19 protein-coding genes are annotated in these 20019 nt (G+C 48.3%); 6 read left to right on the top strand and 13 right to left on the bottom strand.

Annotated elements, in window-relative coordinates; genetic code table 11:
* Positions 1-4 precede the first annotated feature (4 nt).
* The 12 genes from nifJ to AKL11_RS08500 all read right to left on the bottom strand — a co-directional run bounded on the left by nifJ (position 5) and on the right by AKL11_RS08500 (position 14845).
* A complete protein-coding gene (nifJ, locus tag AKL11_RS08550; protein WP_095210271.1) occupies positions 5-3505 on the bottom strand; it encodes a pyruvate:ferredoxin (flavodoxin) oxidoreductase in 3501 nt (1166 codons plus the stop codon).
* Entirely contained in the window at positions 3502-3648 is a 147-nt protein-coding gene (locus AKL11_RS25085; RefSeq protein WP_157673475.1) for a hypothetical protein, read from the bottom strand. The genes nifJ and AKL11_RS25085 overlap by 4 nt, the downstream gene beginning before the upstream one ends.
* A complete protein-coding gene (locus AKL11_RS08545; protein ID WP_067516434.1) occupies positions 3645-4901 on the bottom strand; it encodes an FMN-binding protein in 1257 nt (418 codons plus the stop codon). Before AKL11_RS08545 ends, AKL11_RS25085 begins: the two co-directional genes overlap by 4 nt.
* Before the next feature lie 65 nt (positions 4902-4966).
* A complete protein-coding gene (locus AKL11_RS08540; RefSeq protein WP_157673474.1) occupies positions 4967-6070 on the bottom strand; it encodes a tetratricopeptide repeat protein in 1104 nt (367 codons plus the stop codon).
* Positions 6071-6451: 381 nt separating this feature from the next.
* On the bottom strand, positions 6452-6766 hold the full coding sequence (locus AKL11_RS08535; protein WP_067516429.1) for a VcrB family reductive dehalogenase putative membrane anchor: 315 nt from the start codon (positions 6764-6766) through the stop codon (positions 6452-6454).
* 1 nt (position 6767) lies between these two features.
* Positions 6768-8297, bottom strand: a complete 1530-nt coding sequence (locus AKL11_RS08530) for a 4Fe-4S dicluster domain-containing protein (RefSeq protein ID WP_216636491.1) — start codon at positions 8295-8297, stop codon at positions 6768-6770.
* A gap of 290 nt (positions 8298-8587) precedes the next feature.
* Entirely contained in the window at positions 8588-8902 is a 315-nt protein-coding gene (locus AKL11_RS08525) for a VcrB family reductive dehalogenase putative membrane anchor (RefSeq protein WP_067516427.1), read from the bottom strand.
* Position 8903: 1 nt separating this feature from the next.
* Positions 8904-10433 (bottom strand): 4Fe-4S dicluster domain-containing protein, encoded by a 1530-nt coding sequence (locus AKL11_RS08520; protein ID WP_245673327.1) that lies wholly within the window; start codon positions 10431-10433, stop codon positions 8904-8906.
* Between the two features lie 407 nt (positions 10434-10840).
* A complete protein-coding gene (locus AKL11_RS08515; RefSeq protein WP_067516425.1) occupies positions 10841-12115 on the bottom strand; it encodes a TRAP transporter large permease in 1275 nt (424 codons plus the stop codon).
* 10 nt (positions 12116-12125) lie between these two features.
* On the bottom strand, positions 12126-12611 hold the full coding sequence (locus tag AKL11_RS08510; protein ID WP_067516424.1) for a TRAP transporter small permease: 486 nt from the start codon (positions 12609-12611) through the stop codon (positions 12126-12128).
* Positions 12612-12751: 140 nt separating this feature from the next.
* Positions 12752-13729, bottom strand: coding sequence for a sialic acid TRAP transporter substrate-binding protein SiaP (locus AKL11_RS08505; protein WP_067516423.1), 978 nt, complete (start codon positions 13727-13729; stop codon positions 12752-12754).
* Between the two features lie 267 nt (positions 13730-13996).
* Positions 13997-14845 carry a MurR/RpiR family transcriptional regulator gene (locus AKL11_RS08500; RefSeq protein ID WP_067516422.1) on the bottom strand — a complete coding sequence of 283 codons (849 nt, stop codon included), beginning with the start codon at positions 14843-14845 and terminating at the stop codon, positions 13997-13999.
* A gap of 351 nt (positions 14846-15196) precedes the next feature.
* Between AKL11_RS08500 and AKL11_RS08495 the strand changes: the two genes are divergently transcribed.
* The 6 genes from AKL11_RS08495 to AKL11_RS08470 are packed head-to-tail and all read left to right on the top strand — an operon-like array spanning position 15197 to position 19530.
* Positions 15197-15877: an N-acetylmannosamine-6-phosphate 2-epimerase gene (locus AKL11_RS08495; RefSeq protein WP_067516421.1), complete on the top strand. Its 681-nt coding sequence runs from the start codon at positions 15197-15199 to the stop codon at positions 15875-15877.
* 10 nt (positions 15878-15887) lie between these two features.
* Positions 15888-16751 carry an N-acetylmannosamine kinase gene (locus tag AKL11_RS08490; RefSeq protein WP_067516418.1) on the top strand — a complete coding sequence of 288 codons (864 nt, stop codon included), beginning with the start codon at positions 15888-15890 and terminating at the stop codon, positions 16749-16751.
* 18 nt (positions 16752-16769) lie between these two features.
* A complete protein-coding gene (locus AKL11_RS08485; RefSeq protein WP_067516416.1) occupies positions 16770-17234 on the top strand; it encodes a NanQ anomerase/TabA/YiaL family protein in 465 nt (154 codons plus the stop codon).
* Positions 17235-17263: 29 nt separating this feature from the next.
* Positions 17264-18175, top strand: a complete 912-nt coding sequence (locus AKL11_RS08480) for a dihydrodipicolinate synthase family protein (RefSeq protein ID WP_067516414.1) — start codon at positions 17264-17266, stop codon at positions 18173-18175.
* A gap of 37 nt (positions 18176-18212) precedes the next feature.
* Complete coding sequence (locus AKL11_RS08475; protein WP_067516412.1) at positions 18213-18950, top strand: hypothetical protein; 738 nt, start codon at positions 18213-18215, stop codon at positions 18948-18950.
* Positions 18943-19530, top strand: coding sequence for a transposase (locus AKL11_RS08470; protein ID WP_067516410.1), 588 nt, complete (start codon positions 18943-18945; stop codon positions 19528-19530). The genes AKL11_RS08475 and AKL11_RS08470 overlap by 8 nt, the downstream gene beginning before the upstream one ends.
* Before the next feature lie 112 nt (positions 19531-19642).
* On the opposite strand, the gene AKL11_RS08465 is transcribed toward AKL11_RS08470, so the two are convergent.
* On the bottom strand, positions 19643-20019 hold a 377-nt coding region (locus AKL11_RS08465; RefSeq protein WP_172807260.1), incomplete at its 5' end, for an ankyrin repeat domain-containing protein.

The following is a 20019-nucleotide window of genomic DNA, read 5'->3' as shown; positions in this document are numbered from 1 at the left end:
AACGTTACTTCCATTCCTGTAATTTGCTCAGCAGGTGGTGCTGATGTTGAACCTGCTGCTGCAGGGCGTTGACATAATGTTCAAACTGTTCAGGATTTTTACGCTGAATCTGATTAAAGCGGGCTTCGGACGCCAGTAACTCCTGAACCCCTTTTTTCGGTGCTCTTGAGTCCATTTGCAATGCTGCTTTGCCTGCATCAAACCGTTTTGGATCGAATCGATACAGAGGCCACATGCCGGTATCGACCATCTGCTGTTGGTGCTCAATACCGCAACTCATATCGATACCGTGAGTAATACAGGCGGCATAAGCGATGACCAATGAGGGGCCTGGATAAGCAGCGGCTTCCTGCAGTGCTTTCAATGTCTGGTTGATGTTGGCACCCATGGCTACCCGGGCAACATACACGCCACCCTGGAGCATCACACTCATGGCAAGGTCTTTGCCTTTGGCAGATTTTCCGCGAGTGGCAAATCGAGCGACGGCGCCAGTCGGTGTTGCTTTGGATTGCTGGCCTCCGGTGTTGGCGTAAACCTGATTATCCATTACCAGTACGTTGACGTTTTCACCACTGGCCAGCACATGATCGAGACCACCAAAGCCAATGTCGTATGCCCAGCCATCGCCACCCACAATCCAGTGAGACTTCTCTACCAGACCATTTAATCCCTGCAGCGTATTGTCACTTTCCAGCAGCTGCTGGATAACGTTTCGTTGCCTTGATACCGCAGCATCGCTGCCATCAAAAGCATCCTGCATCACCTGCTGTTTTTGTTCCTCGGAAAGACCGGAAACAGACTTCAGTTGCTGCAGGGCATAGTCACGACGACTGCTGCTGGCAAGACGCAAGCCCAGACCAAACTCAGCATTGTCTTCAAATAATGAGTTCGCCCAGGCTGGTCCCTGCCCTTTGTCGTTCTGTGCATAAGGTGTAGTTGGCAAGTTACCACCATAGATTGAGGAACAACCGGTGGCATTGGCAATCATTAAACGATCGCCGAATAACTGAGTCAGCAGTTTAATGTACGGTGTTTCACCACAACCACTGCAAGCGCCAGAGTATTCAAACAGCGGCCTTAACAGCTGACTGTTGCGACCATCAATGCGCTTCAACTCTATGCGATCAAGGTCTGGTAAATTCACAATAAAGTCATAGTGCTCACGCTGTTTTTCCACGATGGGCGCTTTAGGCTTCAGGGTCAGCGTATCGCCTTTGCTATTGCCTGTGCATAAGCGGGTACAAACACCACAACCGGTACAATGATCTGGCGACACTTGCAGTGTGAATAACTTGTCGGAGAAATCGCGATACTGATAAGGCGCGGTGGCAAAAGACTCAGGCGCACCTTCAAGTTGCTCATGGCTGATCAGCTTGCTTCGAATCGCACCGTGCGGACACATCAGGCTGCACTGGGCGCATTGATTACAATGATCAGGATTCCACTGGGGAATCTCGGCAGTGATACTTCTCCGTTCCCACTGGCTGGTAGCTGTTGGCCAGCTGCCGTCTATTGGGAAAGCACTGACCGGCAGAGTATCCCCTTTATTGGCAAGAATCAGTGCAGTCACTTTTTCCACAAACTCAGGGCTGTGCTCGCTGATCACCGGGGTGCGGAACAAGGTACTGTCAGCCAGAGCAGGAATCTCTACCTGCTGTAAATGTTGTTCGGATTCATCCACCGCCTGCTGATTTGCCAGTACTTTGGCCGGCCCTGCTTTGGCATAGCTTTTGGCAATACTGGTTTTAAGCAGATCCCGGGCCTCATCCATCGGTAGAATCTGGCTAATCGCAAAGAATGCGGTTTGCAGAATAATGTTCTGATGTTTACCCAACCCCAGTTTTTGGGCGATAGCAGCAGCGTCAATGACATAAAGCTTTAACTGTCGTTCAACAATGACGGTCTGAACTTCACGGGGCAGCTGACGCCATACAGCATCGGCAGAATAGGGCGAATTCAACAGCAGTGTTGCCCCATGAACAGCCTGCTCAAACATTTCCAATCGGAAGATGAAGTCAAACTGATGGCAGGCAATAAAACCGGCTTCCTGAATCAGGTAAGGCGCTTCAATGGGGAGTTGATCAACCCGAAGGTGTGAAACAGTGACACTGCCAGACTTTTTCGAATCGTAAACAAAATAGCCCTGCACGTTCAGCGGTGTTTGTTCACCGATAATCTTCAGGGTGTTTTTATTAGCACCGACGGTGCCATCAGAACCGAGGCCGTAAAAAATGGCAGACAGCTGTCTTTCAGGTTCGTGGCAGAAACTCGCGACGGGCAGTGACAGCCCCGTCACATCATCGGTAATGCCCACGGTGAAGTTATGCTTCAGCGTGCCCATTTGCATCGCAGCAAACACCGCCTTGGCATGTTCCGGCGTAAACTCTTTGGAAGACAGCCCGTAACGCCCACCAGCAATAACAGGTACAGACTTGAGGCCAGCTTGTGCCACCGCAGTGACAACATCCAGATAAAGCGGCTCGCCCAACGCGCCCGGTTCTTTGGTTCTATCCATTACCGCAATGTTTTTCACTGACTCAGGAAGCACCTCCAAAAAATGCTTCAGAGAGAAAGGGCGATACAGATGAATCACCAGAACACCGACTTTGCTGTTCAACTGCAACAACTCATCAACCGCTTGATGCACGGTGTGTGCCGCAGACCCCATAATTACAACAACATTGTCGGCTTCTGGGTGGCCGTAGTAATCGAACAGGCGATACTTTCGTCCGGTCAGTACTTCAAACTGCGCCATTTTCGCCGCCACCGTATCCGGGCAGGCCATATAAAATGGGTTAATGGCTTCTCTTGCCTGAAAGAACACATCGGGGTTTTGCGCTGTGCCTCGGATGGTTGGATTATCCGGCGACAGTGCCCGACTTTTAAACGCATCAATGGCTTTCTGATCCACCATTGACCGGATATCATCGTCTTCCAACCAGGCAATCTTATTCACTTCATGGGAGGTTCGAAAACCATCAAAAAAGTGCATAAAGGGAATTCGGGATTCCAGCGTCGCCGCCTGACTGATCAAGGCAAAGTCATGAGCCTGTTGCACAGAACTGGAACAAAGCATGGCAAAGCCAGTCTGCCTTGCAGCCATCACATCGGAATGATCACAGAAAATCGACAGCGCATGGGTGGCTAATGTACGAGCAGCGACGTGCATAACAAACGGTGTCAGCTCGCCGGCAATTTTGTACATATTAGGGATTTTCAGCAGTAATCCCTGGGACGAAGTAAACGACGTTGCCATGGCTCCGGCCATCAAGGCTCCGTGAACCACACCCGCCGCACCGCCTTCAGACTGCATTTCCATAATGCGGGGCACGACACCCCAGCAGTTGGCTTTATCCTGACTTTCCCAGATTTCACAGGCTTCAGACATCGGTGAAGATGGGGTAATCGGGTAGATACCAATCACATCGTTGCAACGATAAGCGACAGAGGCTACTGCTTCATTGGCATCGATGGTGATCAGCCGAGGATTTACTGAACCCGTCATCGTTTCTGTCCTTTAATCTCGGTCATAAACACAGGTTCGGCACTGCCGGAAGCATTGTGAACAGCCTGAACCTGATTACTGATATTGGCCATCACCAGACCCGAGGCCACGACGAAAAAGAAGATCGCGATACCCTTTCTCATGAGTTGATGCTCCGCGCTGGAATGGTGTCGGCTTTTGGTGTGCTTTTTGCGTTACTTTTTGCGTTACTTTTTGCATTACTTTTAGAGCTGGCACGCTGGCGATCTTTACTCATTTGCTTACCCCAACTCTTGGCAAATTTCAGGCAGTCACTCATGGCGCTTACCGGGCAGAGAGATTTACACCATGGGCGATAGATAGCCATCGACGTCAATACAATAAGGAAGGTCAGAGCAAACAGCTGCATGGCACCGGTCATACCGAACATAATGCCAAAAGGCTCATAAGCAATGGCCGCTGGATTACGGTAATAAAGCCCAAGGGCAAGAACGGCCAGCAGCAAAAAGCGTGGAAACCAGTTGAAGAATTGATGTTTAAGCGTGACGGTGGGTGGATTGGTAATCTTACCAAGACACTGCTGAGCCGTACCAAATGGACAGAGGGTATCGCAATAAAAATTCTTGTTGGCCACTAAAATCCCGGCAATGGTCAATACCAGAAGAATCAGTGACGTGTAATTGCCAAGGCCGGATACCCAGACTCCAGAGATCAAAATCCCCATGCTTGATGATGAGAACAATGCCGACGTGTAGAATCCGAACAGCACCATACTGGTCAGCATCAAACCCCACTGCAAAGCCTTTCGTTTTGGATGACGGGTTTTACTCAACCAGTAGGCGGTGCCAAACACCAGCACAGCCATAAGGTCCATCCAGCCAAAGTAAGACAGTGGGCTGGTACTTTCCAACAGCGTTTTCCCAAGCGTCTGTTGACGGACAGCTTCTGCCGCTTTATTTGCTCCCAGTGCAATAGCGTTAGAGGTTAGGGTGGCGCCACTGATGGCATCCACTTCAAGAACGGTGTCGATGGATTGACCCACCAATGCTTGCGGCAACTTGGCAGCTGTCACTTTCTTCAGATAAGACGAGGTTTCGCGGGAGCTCAGAATAGCCAATTGATGGACACGATTTTCGTCGTCTATGGTGACGGAAACCTCCATCGCGCCACCATAACCGATGCCAGTACCCCGACTTAGAAAATAATTATCGCCCTCTTCGGTCAATATTTTGTGGAAGCCAGAGCTGACCTGTTCCACTTGGGCACCTTCAGGCACCAGATAACCGAGCTGTTCAATTTCCTGATCCGACAGGCGCATACCGCCCAGTGCCCAGGCGCCTATCAGCACCACAACCGTGGCTATCGTGGCCAGCTTCTCCGGAAGCTGACGGATTTTCTTACGTGCGTTTGCTTTCATCAGGTTTGCATTAAAGAGGCATTACTGCCTCTTCCTTCATCAAGAGTCGATAGACGTTCTGGTCTTTAACAGGTTTCTGAGTCAACCAACGAGAGCGGTTTTGCGAAATTTCTATTCAGTTCCTGCAGCTCATCACGGAACCGATGGGCATAGTGTTCCGACATTTGAAGTAAAGAATTCATTACCTGATCCGCTTCAGTCCACTGTTGCAGATGGAAATGCGCCAGAAACAGGTTTTCAAGACACCATGCATCGGATGGATCCACACCCAACAGCGCAGGAAGCGTTTCTAATAATGCTTCCCATCGACCGAGAGCTGCTAAAGAACGACCGCGAAAATGAAGGATATCCAGGCTGGGTTCGGTGTTATCGAGATATTTGGAAAACAGCTCTACTGCCGTTTCATGATCTTCACGACCAGCGGCGTATAATGCATGCAGACGATCAATTTCCAGATCATCGATACCCTGCTCACGGGCACGCTCCAGCCAGATAGCTGCGTTGTCTAAATCACCCATGGCTAAATTACAGCTCAATGCCGTAATGTAAGAGGAAGGGATATCCGCTTGAATCTGATACGCCTTTTCACAGTTTTCCACTGCCAGCTGAAACTCACTTTGCTGATAGTAACAACCGGCCAGATTCTGGAACCCGCCAACAAAATCCGGAGCCAATTCTGTGCAGGTCTTAAAGGCAGCCGTCGCTTGCTCAACACCACCGGTCAATAACAACAGGAAGCCGTAATGGAAAAAAGCCAAATGGTTTTCAGGGTTCAACTGGCAGGCTTTTTCAATACTCTCTTTTGAGTGTTCATGGTCTCCCATGCTCTGAAACACCAGACCCTGTTTCAGCGCCACCTCATCCGCCGGCATTACGGATTGCGCTTTATTCAATGCCGTCAGTGCCACCTGGCTCAACCGCGCCTGCATCAGAGCCAGAAACAATGCGCGATACTCATCGGCAGTGAACGTTTCTGAACTCAGCAGATCACCCAGTACAAAGGTAACGGCTTCGTGTTCCAGCCAGCCCTTCTGATGAGGGTCATCCTTTTTCGTATCATCACTGAACTGACTGAACAGAAAGTGGTAACGGGCGGTCAAACGCTCCGTCAACTGCTCATCGTCAATAAAAGAATGGGCTTTGTCCTGTAGGTGATGGAAAAAATCCATCCATTTTTGCTCAATCATGGAATTAATGGTTACGCTATAAGCAGTGAAAATATTGAGCACTATCTTAGGGGAAGCGCCGAAACGGAAAAGGTAAGAAACCTCCAGAAAAGGGTAAAAACATGCCCTTAGGAAGTTTTATTGATACAGGTCAGCCGGCGTTTAATCAGCGGATTTTGAGAGAGAACGGTTCCCATAAGAAGATGAGACTGTCGCGAAACTCTCAACCAACTCGTTCCCATGCTCCAGCGTGGGAATGCATACCCCAAATATCAGGATTTCCGGCTCCCACGCAATACCCAAAGGGCATAAAAGCATGGGAGCCAGAGTTGGAAGGGTTCGCGACACCCTCAAGATATGGGAACAAGTGACATATTAAAAAGATCAGACGCTCTGGTTTACAGGCTTAGTCATCAACAGCACTTTCAAAATTATTGCACCGGCAACAATCACAAACGCCCCGACGAAGCCAAGAAAATACCAACCAGCATTCCCTTCGTTTTCACCCAACAAGGTAAACGCACCGGCAACGGTCAGTGCCAGTGTGTACCACCAGCCACCGACGACAAGCCACTTCCACCAGTTCATTCCTAACTGATACAGTTTTGCCCATTCATTAGCACCCATAAAAACGAGTACCTGCACGGCGCCCAATAGCATCCAGAACAGTGGGTCTAACATCGTTGATTGTGGAAACATTTCAGAAGCCCTCCCAGTTGCCGTCGTATTCCCAGGTTTTCTCTACGTCCAGATAGTTTTCGGTGCGTAACCATTCCGGAGGCTCGTGATAGCCGGCAAAGTTACCGCCGGTCCACTCCGGATGGAATGCTTCAGCATCGGGGTAATAGAAGAAGTTGTGCTGCATGGCCAACAGAGTTTTACGGGTAATGCCCGTTGGGTCTCGTGGATCCAGCTCTTTAACGACAGTGTGTATCCAGTTGTTCTTACGGGTGTATGGACAAACGGCAACACAGATTCGACAGCCTTTGCCATTATCCGTGGGCACTGTTGACCAGAACCGGAAGCAGCTGTCCTGATTAAAGTCGAAAACACTCCAGCCCCTGACGACAGCATCCGGCTCATCGGATTTGGAAATCGAGCCACTTGGGCAAGTATCTGCGCAGATTTTGCACTCGTTACAGAATTCACGAACGTGGGTATTGATTGGCTTGTCTGCCTCAAGATCCAGATCGGTAATAACTGCCGCAAGACGTATATTAAGACCCACTTCAGGTGTCACCAGGCATCCATTACGAGAAGATTCGCCCATACCTGCCTGTACAGCTATTGGCGGTAGAATCACCTCATAGTCACCACCAGGCCACTGCGGCCGTGCTGCATAACCTAATTCACCTAACCATACAGACAGCAAACCGGAGATGTTTTTGCAGCGGAAGTAACCATCATAAGAAGTGGAATAGCCCGCCGCAGCGTACATTGGATCCCAATTCATGGGCACACCAAAAACAATGATGTTCTTCCAGTGTTTAGGCACCTCTTCACCCCAATCCCGATTTCCCCCTTCTTTACGCATCATGTTTTTAAACACAAAGCTATGGTCGAGTTTGGTGATGCCCACAATACTGGCACCAAAGGTGTACGCCATTTTCTTCACAAGCTTGGATGCGTGAGCCGCAGATTTAAACTTGGTCGGTGCAACCTTTATAAATTTAAAGTCATCAACCTCTGGCCCTTCTTTTGGATTGGGCGGGAAGTTCGAGAGGGTTCTACCAGTCTCCCATGCATTACCATGAGCCCAGGCAAGGGCAAAACGATCACGATACTTCTCACGGTGTTCACGACGGGTGTCCATTTCCCGAAAGGCCTGAGCCATTTCCGGCCAACGCTCTGGATAGCGCGAGTAATAATCTCGTACACGATCATCTTCAATGGCTTCCCAACCGCTCTCAGGGTTCCAACCACCAGCAATGGCATTTGACAGCACCGGCAGGCGATTAAACAAAAAATCGCTCCATTCCGGGCGCTCAATAGGAGCAACTTCAATCAGCGTTGGCGCTTTATCCACCTCAAAAGGTTTGCGATTGAAAAACTGGTCAGCACCTGCCTCAGTGCGCCCCCAACCAACGTTGGCATCCGGATCACGACCCAGAACAAAACCTGCGCCTGCTCCAGCGACAAGTGTCGTACCAGCCGCAGCCAGACCTCCCATTTTGAGAAAATTTCGACGGGAAGCAACCGCTGCTTCTTCATCGATAACTTGGTTCGTCACATTAAGCTCCTATTGTTATCCACTAAATACTGTGTGCAATTATGGTTCTTGGAAGAAATAGAATTCAGGTGTCGCCGTACAGGCATCACAACCACGGTAGCGCCTGCTGCTGTAAGCAATGTGTGTAAAGACAAGGTCAGTATCTATGGGTACAGTTGTGAGGGAAAAGGTAGGAATGTGCCGAAAAATGGTAAAAAGAAAACCTAAAAATGGTTTGTTGATATAGGTCAGAAGTCGTTGGTTAAGAAAGGGGCAGAACTGCCCCCTTTATAGATAACTGTGGATAAATATTAGCCGTGTTTTGCTGCAGGCCGAGTCATCAGCAGCACTTTCATCAGAACAGCACCGGCAACAATCACAAACGCCCCGACGAAGCCAAGGAAGTACCAACCGGCATTACCTTCGTTTTCACCCAGCAGGGTAAAGGCTCCGGCAACAGTCAGAGTCAGTGTGAACCACCAGCCACCGGCCAGTGCCCATTTCCACCAATTCATTCCTAACTGATACAGTTTTGCCCATTCATTGGCACCCATAAATACCAATACCTGAAGTGCACCCAGCAACATCCAGAACAATGGGTCCAGCATGGTTGATTGTGGAAACATATTAGAAACCCTCCCAGTTACCGTCGTATTCCCAGGTCTTATTCACTTTCAGGTAATTCTCAGGACGCATCCACTCCGGTGGCTCGTGATAACCGGCGTTATTACCGCCAGTCCATTCTGGATGGAAGGCTTCTGCTGTCGGGTAATAGAAGAAGTTATGCTGCATGGCCAACAGGGCTTTACGGGTAATGCCCGTTGGGTCCCGCGGATCCATTTCTTTTACGACAGTGTGAATCCAATTGTTCTTACGAGTGTATGGACATACAGCTATACAGACCCGACAACCCATGCCACTGTCCGTTGGTGCGGTGCACCAGAACCGGTAACAGCTATCTTGGTTGAAGTCGAAACGCTCAAAACCACGGATGACTGCGTCAGGCTTATCCGCCTTGGATATTGATCCACTTGGGCAGGTATCTGCACAAATCTTACAATCTTCACAGAAAGCCCGGATGTGTAGGTTAACAGGTTTATCCGGCTCAATATCAAGATTGGTAATAACAGCAGCCAGTCGTATGTTTGGTCCAACTTCCGGTGTTACCAGAATACCGTTACGGGCAGACTCGCCCATACCAGCCTGAATAGCGATAGGTGGCAGTACTGTTTCATAGTCACCGCCTGGAAACTGTGGGCGTGCAGCGTAACCCATCTCACCCAGCCATGCCGCCAGCAGACCGGAAATGGTCTTGGCACGGAAATATCCATCGTAAGAGGTTGAATAGCCAGCTGCGGCATACATCGGGTCCCAATTCATAGGGACACCGAAGACAATGATGTTCTTCCAATGCTTGGGAATGCTGTCATCCCAATTATCATCGGTGCCACCCATACGCATCCGGTTTTTGAAAACAAAAGCAGGATCCAGCTTGGTTACGCCCACAATACTGGCACCAAACTTATGAGCCATCTTCTTCACCAGATCAGAAGCATGCTGTGGGGTTTTAAATTCTGCCGGTTTACCCTTAACCCAGGCAAAATCAGCAATATCCGGATGTTCAACTGGCACTGGTGGGAAGTTAGCAACGTACATACCTTTCAGGTAAGAACGACCATAGGCCCAGGCCAGAGAATAGCGCTCAGCAACGGAATCGATGTTTTCCTTTCGACGCCCCATTTCCACAAACGCCTGAAGCATTTCTGGCCAGCGATCAGGGTAACGACGGTAGTATTTCCGGATTCGTTCGTCCGGGAAATTCTCGTAGCCAGAATCCACATCCCAACCATCTTTAATCGCTTTCTGAATCAAACGACGGCGGGAGAATAAATAATCTTCATACTCCGGGCGCTCAACCTTACCCACCACCTTCAGCGTTGGAGGCGTGTCTACCTCAAAAGGCTTACGGTTAAAGAACTGATCAGCACCGGCCTCAGTCCGCCCCCAGCCCACATTGGCATCGGGATCACGGCCCAGAACAAAACCCGCACCAGCGGCAGCACCGATGGTTGTGCCGGCAGCCGCAAGGCCACCCAGCTTCAGAAAATTACGACGCGAGGCAATTACGCTCTCTTCGTCGTGCTCAATGTTCGACACATTCAACTCCAATGGTTACCGGAATGATAAAATTGTGCCGATGATAGGTGTCGTTCTATCCCTGAAAAAGGTTATAAATAGGCTAAAAAAGGTAGAAAAATGCCCTTAGGGCAGATGATTGATTCAGGTCATGTAAGCGCTGTTTATAAAATCATCGGAAGGCAGGAGTATGAGACTGAAGAAGAGAGAAGGACACGCCTCATTCCCATGCTTTGAGAGTGTCGCAAAACTCCAGAAATCTCGTCCCCATGCTTTGAGGCTGTCGCAAAACCCCAAACATCTCGTTCCCATGCTTTGCGTGGGAATGCATACCCTCGAATTTTCAAAGGGTTAGAAGTATGGGTTCCCACGCACAGCATGGGAACCAGGGTTCTTGTGATAACCCACTTTTCGTGGGGTGGAGCATTTTACCCCATCAACAAATTAGGCAGGAACAAACTGATTTGAGGGAAGATAGTCACCAGAATCAGTACAAAGAACAACGGAATCAGGAAAGGAATAACCCCTTTGGTCAGCACATGGAATGGAATATTACCCACCCGTGATACCACAAACAGCGCCATACCCATTGGCGGCGTCAGAATACCAATCATCAGGTTCAAAATAACCATCACACCAAAGTGCACAGGATCCACACCTAACTGTACGACAACCGGTACCAGAATAGGCACCACCAGCATGTTCAGCGCCAGAGATTCAATAAAGGTTCCCAGGAACAGCAACACCAGGTTAATGATGAATAGAACCACCAACGGGTTATCAGACAATGCAATAAAGGTTTCAGCAATGGCCACCGGCAACTGAGCGCGCGCAACAATCCAACCAATAATCGTCACACCCATGGTCATCAGGGCAACTACGGCTGTTGTGCTGGCGGTTTCCTTCAGTACATTGTAGAAAGATTCAATGGTGAGCGAACGATAAACGACAGCGCCCAGAAACAGTGCATAGGAAGCCGCAATAACTGCCGCTTCTGTTGGCGTGAACATACCGCTGAAAATACCGCCAATAATAATGACCGGCGTCATCAGAGATAGAAACGCACGTTTGAAAGAAATAAAACGCTCTTTCGCAGGTGCCTTTGGCAGCGTTGGATAACCACGTTTACGAGCAATGTACCACATCATGGCCATCAAACTGGCACACATCAGCAAGCCTGGGATGGCACCGGCAAGAAACAGCTTACCAATGGAGGTATTGGAAACAACACCGTAAATAACCAGAGGAATAGACGGCGGAACCAGTGGACCAATAATGCAGGATGCCGCTGTTAAACCACCACAGACATCATCGTCAAACTTGGCATCGCGCATGGATTTAATTTCCAGCTGCCCAAGGCCACCGGCATCCGCCAGTGCTGAACCGGACATTCCAGAGAACAATAAACTGGCCATGATATTCACATGACCAAGGCTGCCGGTGATGTGTCCACACATGGTTTTGGCGAATGCAAAAATCCGCTCGGTAACACCGGCACTGTTCATCAGATGACCGGTCATAACAAAGAAAGGTACGGCAAGCAGAGGAAAGCTGTTCAAGCCTTCCATCATCATCTGCCCACCAAACATGATACCCATGCCGCCCTGCATCAGCAGATAAACGACAGCAACAATGATCATGGCAAAGCCCACTGGCATCCCGGTGATCATCAGTGCAAACCAACTGAAAAATGTAGCAAACATCCTTGAATCCTCAGCTCATGATTTTGGTTTGGGTCGGAATAGAACCGGTGCGCAGATCACCGACAATTCGCTCAACCAGTCGGAATAACATCAAGCCAGCGCCCAGACACAGCGCGCCGTATAACCAGGCATTGGAGATACCCAGAGTAATCAATTCAAGAAACTGGTTACGCATGGCCACTTTCCAACCAAGGTAAATCAGATAACACAGTAAAAAGCAGACCAATACATCCATAATGATCAGCGTGGCCAGCATCATTCTTTCCGGCAGCTTTTCAACAAAGAAAGCAATACTGACGTGATGACGATGCTTCACCGCCGTAGCACAGGCGAACATGGACATGTAAATAAAAATCAGACGGGCAAGTTCTTCTGTCCAGATCGCAGGATCATTCAGAATCTGCCGTGAAACAATCTGCCAGATGAGGGTAACAAACAGAAGCATCAGCAAACCGGCACTGATAACTTCTTCAAAATTCTCTAACAGCTTTTTCATAGTTGGTTCTTCCTGATTCCCTGGAACCAGTCATTCAAATAGAAAAGAACGACAAAAAAATAGAAGAGGGAGGTTTTCTGGTGTCACTCCCTTTCACTGGTAATGAAGACGGAGTGACGGTGTTTCAGGTGAAGTGCGTATTACAGAGCCTGCAATTCTTTCACCAGGCCTGGCTTTTTCACTTTGTCTTCAAACTCACTGTACATTTCCACCATGGCAGTACGGAATGGCGTGATGTCTGGCTTGGTAATTTTCATACCTTGGCTTTCGAAGAATTCCAGCATTTCAGTTTCAGCCGCAATTGCCTGACCAGTGTGGTATTTTCCGCCTTCTTTCAGCGCGGCATCCAACCAGCCTTTTTGTTCTTCATTTAGACCATTCCAACGATCGTTGCTCATCACCACAGAGTGATCGTTGAGGATGTGATTAGTTAGAGCAAGATAGTTCTGCACTTCGTAGAACTTATTCTGGTTAATGATTGGCAGTGGGTTTTCCTGACCGTCAACAGAGTTGGTCTGCAGCGCAAGATACACTTCAGAGAACGCCATCGGGACTGGAGAACCGCCGGAGTATTTCACGAAATCAAGGTTAGACTTGGCGTTTGGCACACGAATCTTGCGACCTTTAAAGTCTTCAATGGATTCGATAGGACGGTTAGTTGTGGTTTGTCGTGTACCAAGATACCAGGTATCAACAATGCGCCAGTTGTGGTTATCTTTCAGAGAAGCCTGAACACTCTGACCCCACTCACTATTGATTACACGCAACAGGTGATCATAGTCAGTGATCGCATAAGGCAGGCTGACCACTTGAGCCTGAGGCTCCCAAAGACCGAAACGCTCGAACTGTGCATAAGTCATATCCAGTTCAGAAAAAGAAACCTGAGAAAGCATGGCGCGGTCATCACCCAGCTGACCACCGGGGAAAACTTCCATATTCATGGTGCCGCCAGACAGCGTTTTCAGCGCTTCTGACATTTTAGTAACAGCGGTGTATTCCAGAGAGCCAACCGGCTGCTGTAAACCAAACTTCAAGGTGACAGATTCAGCAGCCTGGCCGATGCTGGCACCCATGCTGACTGCGGCGGCAAGGCCAAAAGTGAGAAGGCGATTTTTCATGTTTTTTCCCCTGCAAGTCATCAGTATTGCTTTTCGTTTTTGGTATCTTCTGTGAATTATTATCAGTAAGAACCGCTTTTTATTATTTGATCCTGATCAATATGAAGAAATATTTCAACTATTTTGTTTTTATGAAGTTTTATTCAACACAAGAAAAACTGTAACGGTTCAGACCAACAGACACAAGCACTCACAAGCTTTTGATGAATGCTTGTGGGTGCCAGAACATGAATAAGAAAAAACTTATGAAGAAAGGAAAAGCGACAGTTACTGAATGAAAGCAACCGATTCTGCCGTTTTTGAAACAGACTCTTTCAGTCTCGGGTACTTGCCCAGAATCCCATTGGCTATCAGGTCAATCATAAACATCTGCGCAGCCTTAGAATAAAAGGCACCCGCACTGAACACCGATTCCGACACTGCTGTTTGCAGTGCCACCGTTGCGGTATTGGCCAGCTCACTCTGGGTATTACCAGTGATGGCAACAATGTCACACCCCTGATCTCGGGCTTTGGCAGCCGTGTGTAAGATATCCTGGGTTTTTCCACTGCCGGAAATAAGGACAATGACGTCTTTGTGACTCATACACGACACCGTCATCAATGCACTGTGCATATCATTCAGCGCTCGGGTCTTCATACCAAGGCGTGTCATTCGATACTCACCGTAAGTCGCTATGGTGGCGGAAGCCCCTACACCAAACAGGTAGATGGTGTCCGCTTTGGCCAGAAGCTCTACTGTTCTATCCAGTAAAGCTCTATCCAGCAACGTTGCGGTGTCATTGAGAGAGCTGACGGTTTTCAGCAAACTACTTCTGATACTGTCATCATCACTGCCCTTTTCCTGAGGCGCTTCTTTCAGCAAGCTGATGGACAAATCAATTTTAAACGCTGAAAAACTGCTGTATCCCGCGTCCCTGCAAAAACGCACAACACTGGCCTCACTGGCACCGGAGCCTTCTGCAACATCCACCAACGTCTGATGAATGACTTTTTGAGGTTCGTGAATCACATACTCCGCCACCTTCATTAAGGCGGGCGACAAGTGCATTTTTCGACCACGCAGCCGAGCAAGAACATGCTCATCACTGGCGATAGGGGAAACAACTGAGGTCATTGTAATTCTCTCTGGGCTCGCTCTGGCCCCGCTATGTGATAAGTCGTGTGATAAGTCGTGTGATAAGTCGTGTGATAAGTCGTGTGATAAGTCGTGAAAAAATATTTCAGAAATATACCGTATGTTTTTATCTGAAGACAGTGAGGCATTATCACATAAAATCATCCCTCTTATTGATCTATGCCTGATCTGCAGAGGATCTGATGCATAAATCCCCTTCGAAAACATCTTCTCATAAAACCACTTGCTGTAGTAACACTTCATGATATAAATTTATAAGAAATATTCCTTCAGACTGTAGATACCCATTTCGGTATTTGAAATTTACTGAGTCAGTACGCTGGATAGACAATGGAACAAGAACGCATCCTAAAACTGCTGGAACAAAAACTGATCGCCTCCTGCCAACCTGTTGATGACAGTTCAATGGATGCGCCAGATATTATTGCCCGCATGGCAATGGCCTGCCGGGATGGTGGAGCTGCCGCCGTCAGGATTGAGGGCGTGGAAAATGTTGCCGAAACAGCCCGCGTTTTGGACATCCCCATCACCGGCATTGTTAAACGTGACCTGTCTGACAGTGATGTCCGTATCACCCCTTTTGTAGAAGATGTTTATGCCCTTGCTGAAGCAGGCGCACAAATCATTGCCTACGATGCAACACAACGCCCCCGCCCGGTTGCCACCACTGAACTGGTTGCGGCCATTCATGCCTCCGGCTGCATCGCCATGGCAGATTGCGCGACATTGGAGGATGGCATTCTTGCCGCTGAAATGGGCGTTGAATTAATCGGTACCACGCTATCTGGCTATACCGGTGGCCCCATTCCAAAAGAACCCGATTTCCAGCTGATTCATGATCTTGCCAGCCGTGGTTACAAAGTAGTGGCAGAAGGCCGGTTTAATCAGCCTGAACTGGCGGGTGAAGCCATCAGTGCTGGCGCTTATTGCGTGACAGTGGGTTCGGCCATTACCCGGATTGAACATATTTGTCAGTGGTTCAATGATTCCATTAGCCATGCCCGTAAGTGAATAGACATCTATGATCATTGCAGTTGATATTGGCGGCACAAAACTCGCAGCCTCTCTGGTTCACAACCAGCAGATACTGGAAAGTCGACGCATAAGCACGCCAAAAAGTGGCGCTTCCGGTGATCTATCTCATGCTCTTGAGCAATTAATAACGCCTTTTCTACGACAGGGTAAACAAGTTGTTGTAGCTTCAACCGGCATTATTAATCAGGGTCGACTCACCGCCGTCAACCCAGACAATCTTGGTGGCCTCAATGATTTTCCACTCCAATCTGTGATTGAAGGTATTTCCGGATTACCCGTCAAACTTCTCAATGATGCCCAGGCAGCTGCATGGGGAGAGTTCTACCAGTTAGAGTCTACTTGCCAGAATATGGCTTTTATTACCGTCTCCACCGGAGTTGGCGCTGGGCTGGTGATCAACAGCTCTCTTCAGACCGGAAGCTCTGGTTTAGCCGGTCATGCCGGACATACGACGATTGATATCCAAGGGCCAGTATGCGGCTGCGGTCGTACAGGCTGTGTAGAAGCCATTGCCTCAGGCACAGCCATCGGCACACTAGCCAGTGAGCGCTATGGCATTTCCATGGATGCCAAAGCAGTCTTTGAACGTTTTCATCAGGGCGAGCAGGATGCTCGATTCATTATCCATCGTTCAGCCAGTGCCATCGCGCAGCTGATCAGCAACCTAAAAGCACTGCTGGATATTGAAGTTGCCGTATTGGGTGGCAGCGTCGGTCTGGCTGACGGTTATCTTGACCTCGTTCAATACTACATCACACAGCAACCGGCATTATTTCAGGTTGACACCAGACTCGCTCAATTAGGCCACGATGCAGGCATCACAGGCGCCGCACTCTGGGCATCGCAATAATCAGTTTGAGAATTAAATATGATCTTCGATCACATCAGTAATATAGAAAAATACCGTAACCTGCCCTGGCTTTACGGTGCTCTTGAAGCCATGCAGCCAACCAACGCTGAGAGTTTCATTCCCGGTCAGATAGTGATTGATGAGCAGACACTGTTCCTGAATTGCAATGCCTATACCAGCAAGCCTGAATCAGAATGCTTCTTTGAAACGCATAAAGATTACATTGACGTCCACTTTATGATCGAAGGTGAAGAAATCATTGCTCACAACGATATGAGCAGCCTGAGAGAAAGCAAACCGTACATTCAGGACGACGATGTCTCTCTATACAAAGGCAATATTCAAACGCAGTTTGTTTTAAAAGCCGGTTGGTTTGTTGTGTTTATGCCCGGTGAGCCACATCTGGTAGGACTACACACCGCAAACAAAAACGTACCTGTTAAGAAAATTGTCGCTAAAGTTGCCCAGCATCTAGCGGCGTAATTCATTTGATAAAGATAACGGACCTAACAATGAATAAGCTCGAAGGCCTGATTGCTGCCCCCCACACCCCCTTTGATAAGAATGGTGATGTTAACCTGCCAGTGATTGATCAGATTGCAGAACTACTGATTAAACAAGGTGTCAAAGGTGTCTATGTTTGCGGCACCACCGGCGAAGGCGTTAACTGCTCCGTTGCAGAACGCAAAGCCATTGCTGAACGCTGGGTAAAAGCCGCAAATGGTCGACTAAGCATCACTGTACATACCGGCGCTTTGTCAATTGCGGATACTATAGACTTAACCCGCCATGCAGAAACACTGGATATTTTTGCCACATCCGTCATCGCGCCCTGCTTTTTCAAACCTGGCTCTGTCGATGATCTGGTGGCCTATTGCGCAACGGTTGCCGCCGCCGCTCCCAGCAAAGCCTTTTACTACTACCACTCCGGCATGTCCGGCGTGATGTTTGATATGGAACAGTTTCTGGAAAAAGGCGACAAAGCCATTCCAAATCTGGCAGGCATCAAGTTTAACCATATCGATCTTTATGAATATCAACGCTGCATTCGTGTCTGCGATGGCAAGTTTGATATTCCTTTTGGTGTTGATGAAATGCTGCCAGCCGGTTTAGCAGTGGGTGCCATTGGCGGGGTAGGCAGCACTTACAACTATGCAGCGCCACTCTACCTCGACATTATTGATGCCGCTAAACGTGGTGATCAGGTCACTGTCAGCAAGCTGATGGATAAAGTCATCGCCCTGATTCGCGTACTGGTTCAATACGGCGGTGTAGCAGCGGGCAAAGCCGCTATGGAATTGCATGGTATTGAGGTGGGAGACCCTCGACAGCCAATTCGTGCTTTAACGGCAGAACAAAAGGCTGAAGTCGTTGAAAAGATGCGTGTTGCAGGATTCATGGAACATATGAATCGTTGTGAGTAACATCACCTGATTTTCCAAAAAACCACGGCACGTCACCGTGGTTTTTTTATTTTCCGCCCATCACACTGCAGCTCATTTACATCTGACACAGATCAAAATAGCCCTACCAGCGACCACCTATAATCCAACCCACCTTTACTTCGGAATACCGGACTTGGCTTCTATTGACCTTCCAAACACGGCACTTCATTTAACGAGAGGGTGTAATCCTGAATCACTGTTTGATTACTTTCTATCTCAGTTAGATAAGGCTGGGCTGATTGCCGTGTCTGTCCGGGGTATTCCAAACGATGTTGGACCACACCAGCTATTGCCTGAAGTTTTGGGTGAGTCATTAGGGAATGGTCGTTCAATGGCTTACGTCAAACCCGATTATCGATCACTGATAACCGACTTCAGTAATGGATACCGCAAACATTTTACTCCCATCGACCAGAACTTCATCCACTCTCTTGCCAGCCAGAGCAGCTTTTTATACGACTTTGATCTTGCACCTGAAGGCAGTCAGGATTTTTATTACCATCATGGTGTTCGAGCAACCATGGTCGTCCCTGTAATACTGGCAAAAAACAAAAACTGGAAGCTCCGGTTTGTGTTGCACAGTCAGCTGGACAATCATGACTTATCCCATCTCCTATCGCTCGAATCTGCACTCTTCTGGAATGAGCTTCGCCACCTTTGCCTGGAATTAATGACGGAACACGAAGACCACTTCCACCCTCCTATCAATAGCTCACTTATCATTCACCCCAAATCACTACAGGTTAATGCATGACCGGTTTGTATTGCTCAAGAGAAATCATGAACTTAATGATGAGCAAGCTTTCTTATTAGATGGTTGGTGTAAAAATTATCCTGAACTTGGGCTTGCCTATCAGCAGAAAGAAGCTTTCTTTCAAATTTATGAAGCTCAGACGAAAGAGGAGGCTGCCGCACTCTTTGTAGAGTGGCAACGCAACCTTACTCCTGAGATTACAGATGCCTATGCCGACTTGGTTAAGGCCTGGAACAACTGGGAGTCTTACATCTGCAATTATTTTGACCATAAGATTACTAATGCCTATACAGAATCGCTTAACAACCTGATCAGGGTTACAAACCGCCTTGGTCGTGGGTACTCATTCGAAGCGTTGAGAGCCAAGATCCTTTTTTCTGAAGGCATATACAAACTGGAGCAAAAGAAACCTAAGTTCAAACGCAGGAAGATTATGTCATTTAGCAGATCGACGTCTATTTCGTGGGTCGATGATACTCATCAGTCAGATAACAGCAAGGATGGCCTGCCTGTTAAACCGATAAATTATGGTGTGGATATGATAAAGCTGACAGAAATACTTGAACGGGATGGTTTGTAATCCATATTTCGTCTTTCGTCGGCTTGAAATGCTACTTCTTTTCACAGCTTCAGCGCCTTAGGAATTGTCCTGAAATAATTTGGAAATTTTGAACTTGTGATTCCTTTGCACCTCATCGATCAAACCTTAGCGCTGTCATTATTCGATGAAGGTGGGGGTTTAGCCGCGAATCATTCTCCAGAAGGTTGATAATTTCGGTTAATTCTTTTTTCCTGGCTTTTGTTAAAGCAGTATCCAGAGACAGACCGACTTTATTGATATCTGTACGCATATGCTGAATCAAAAGTTTTGCACATTCCTCATGCTCATATTTTATGGCTAGCATCAATGGTGTCTTCAGCCCATAAGGGCTCCTTTTATTTACCTTGATGTTTTGTGCTTGAAGCAACTCACGGACGCACTCTGCGTGGCCTTCTCTGGCAGCGCTGTTCAGGGGCGTCCAGCCATCGTTATTCTTCTCATTGACCTCAATGCCGTCGGCGGTCAGTA

The sequence above is a fragment of the Endozoicomonas ascidiicola genome, assembly GCF_001646945.1.
Classification (GTDB): Bacteria; Pseudomonadota; Gammaproteobacteria; order Pseudomonadales; family Endozoicomonadaceae; genus Endozoicomonas; species Endozoicomonas ascidiicola.
This window is presented reverse-complemented; position numbering and strand designations above follow the sequence as displayed.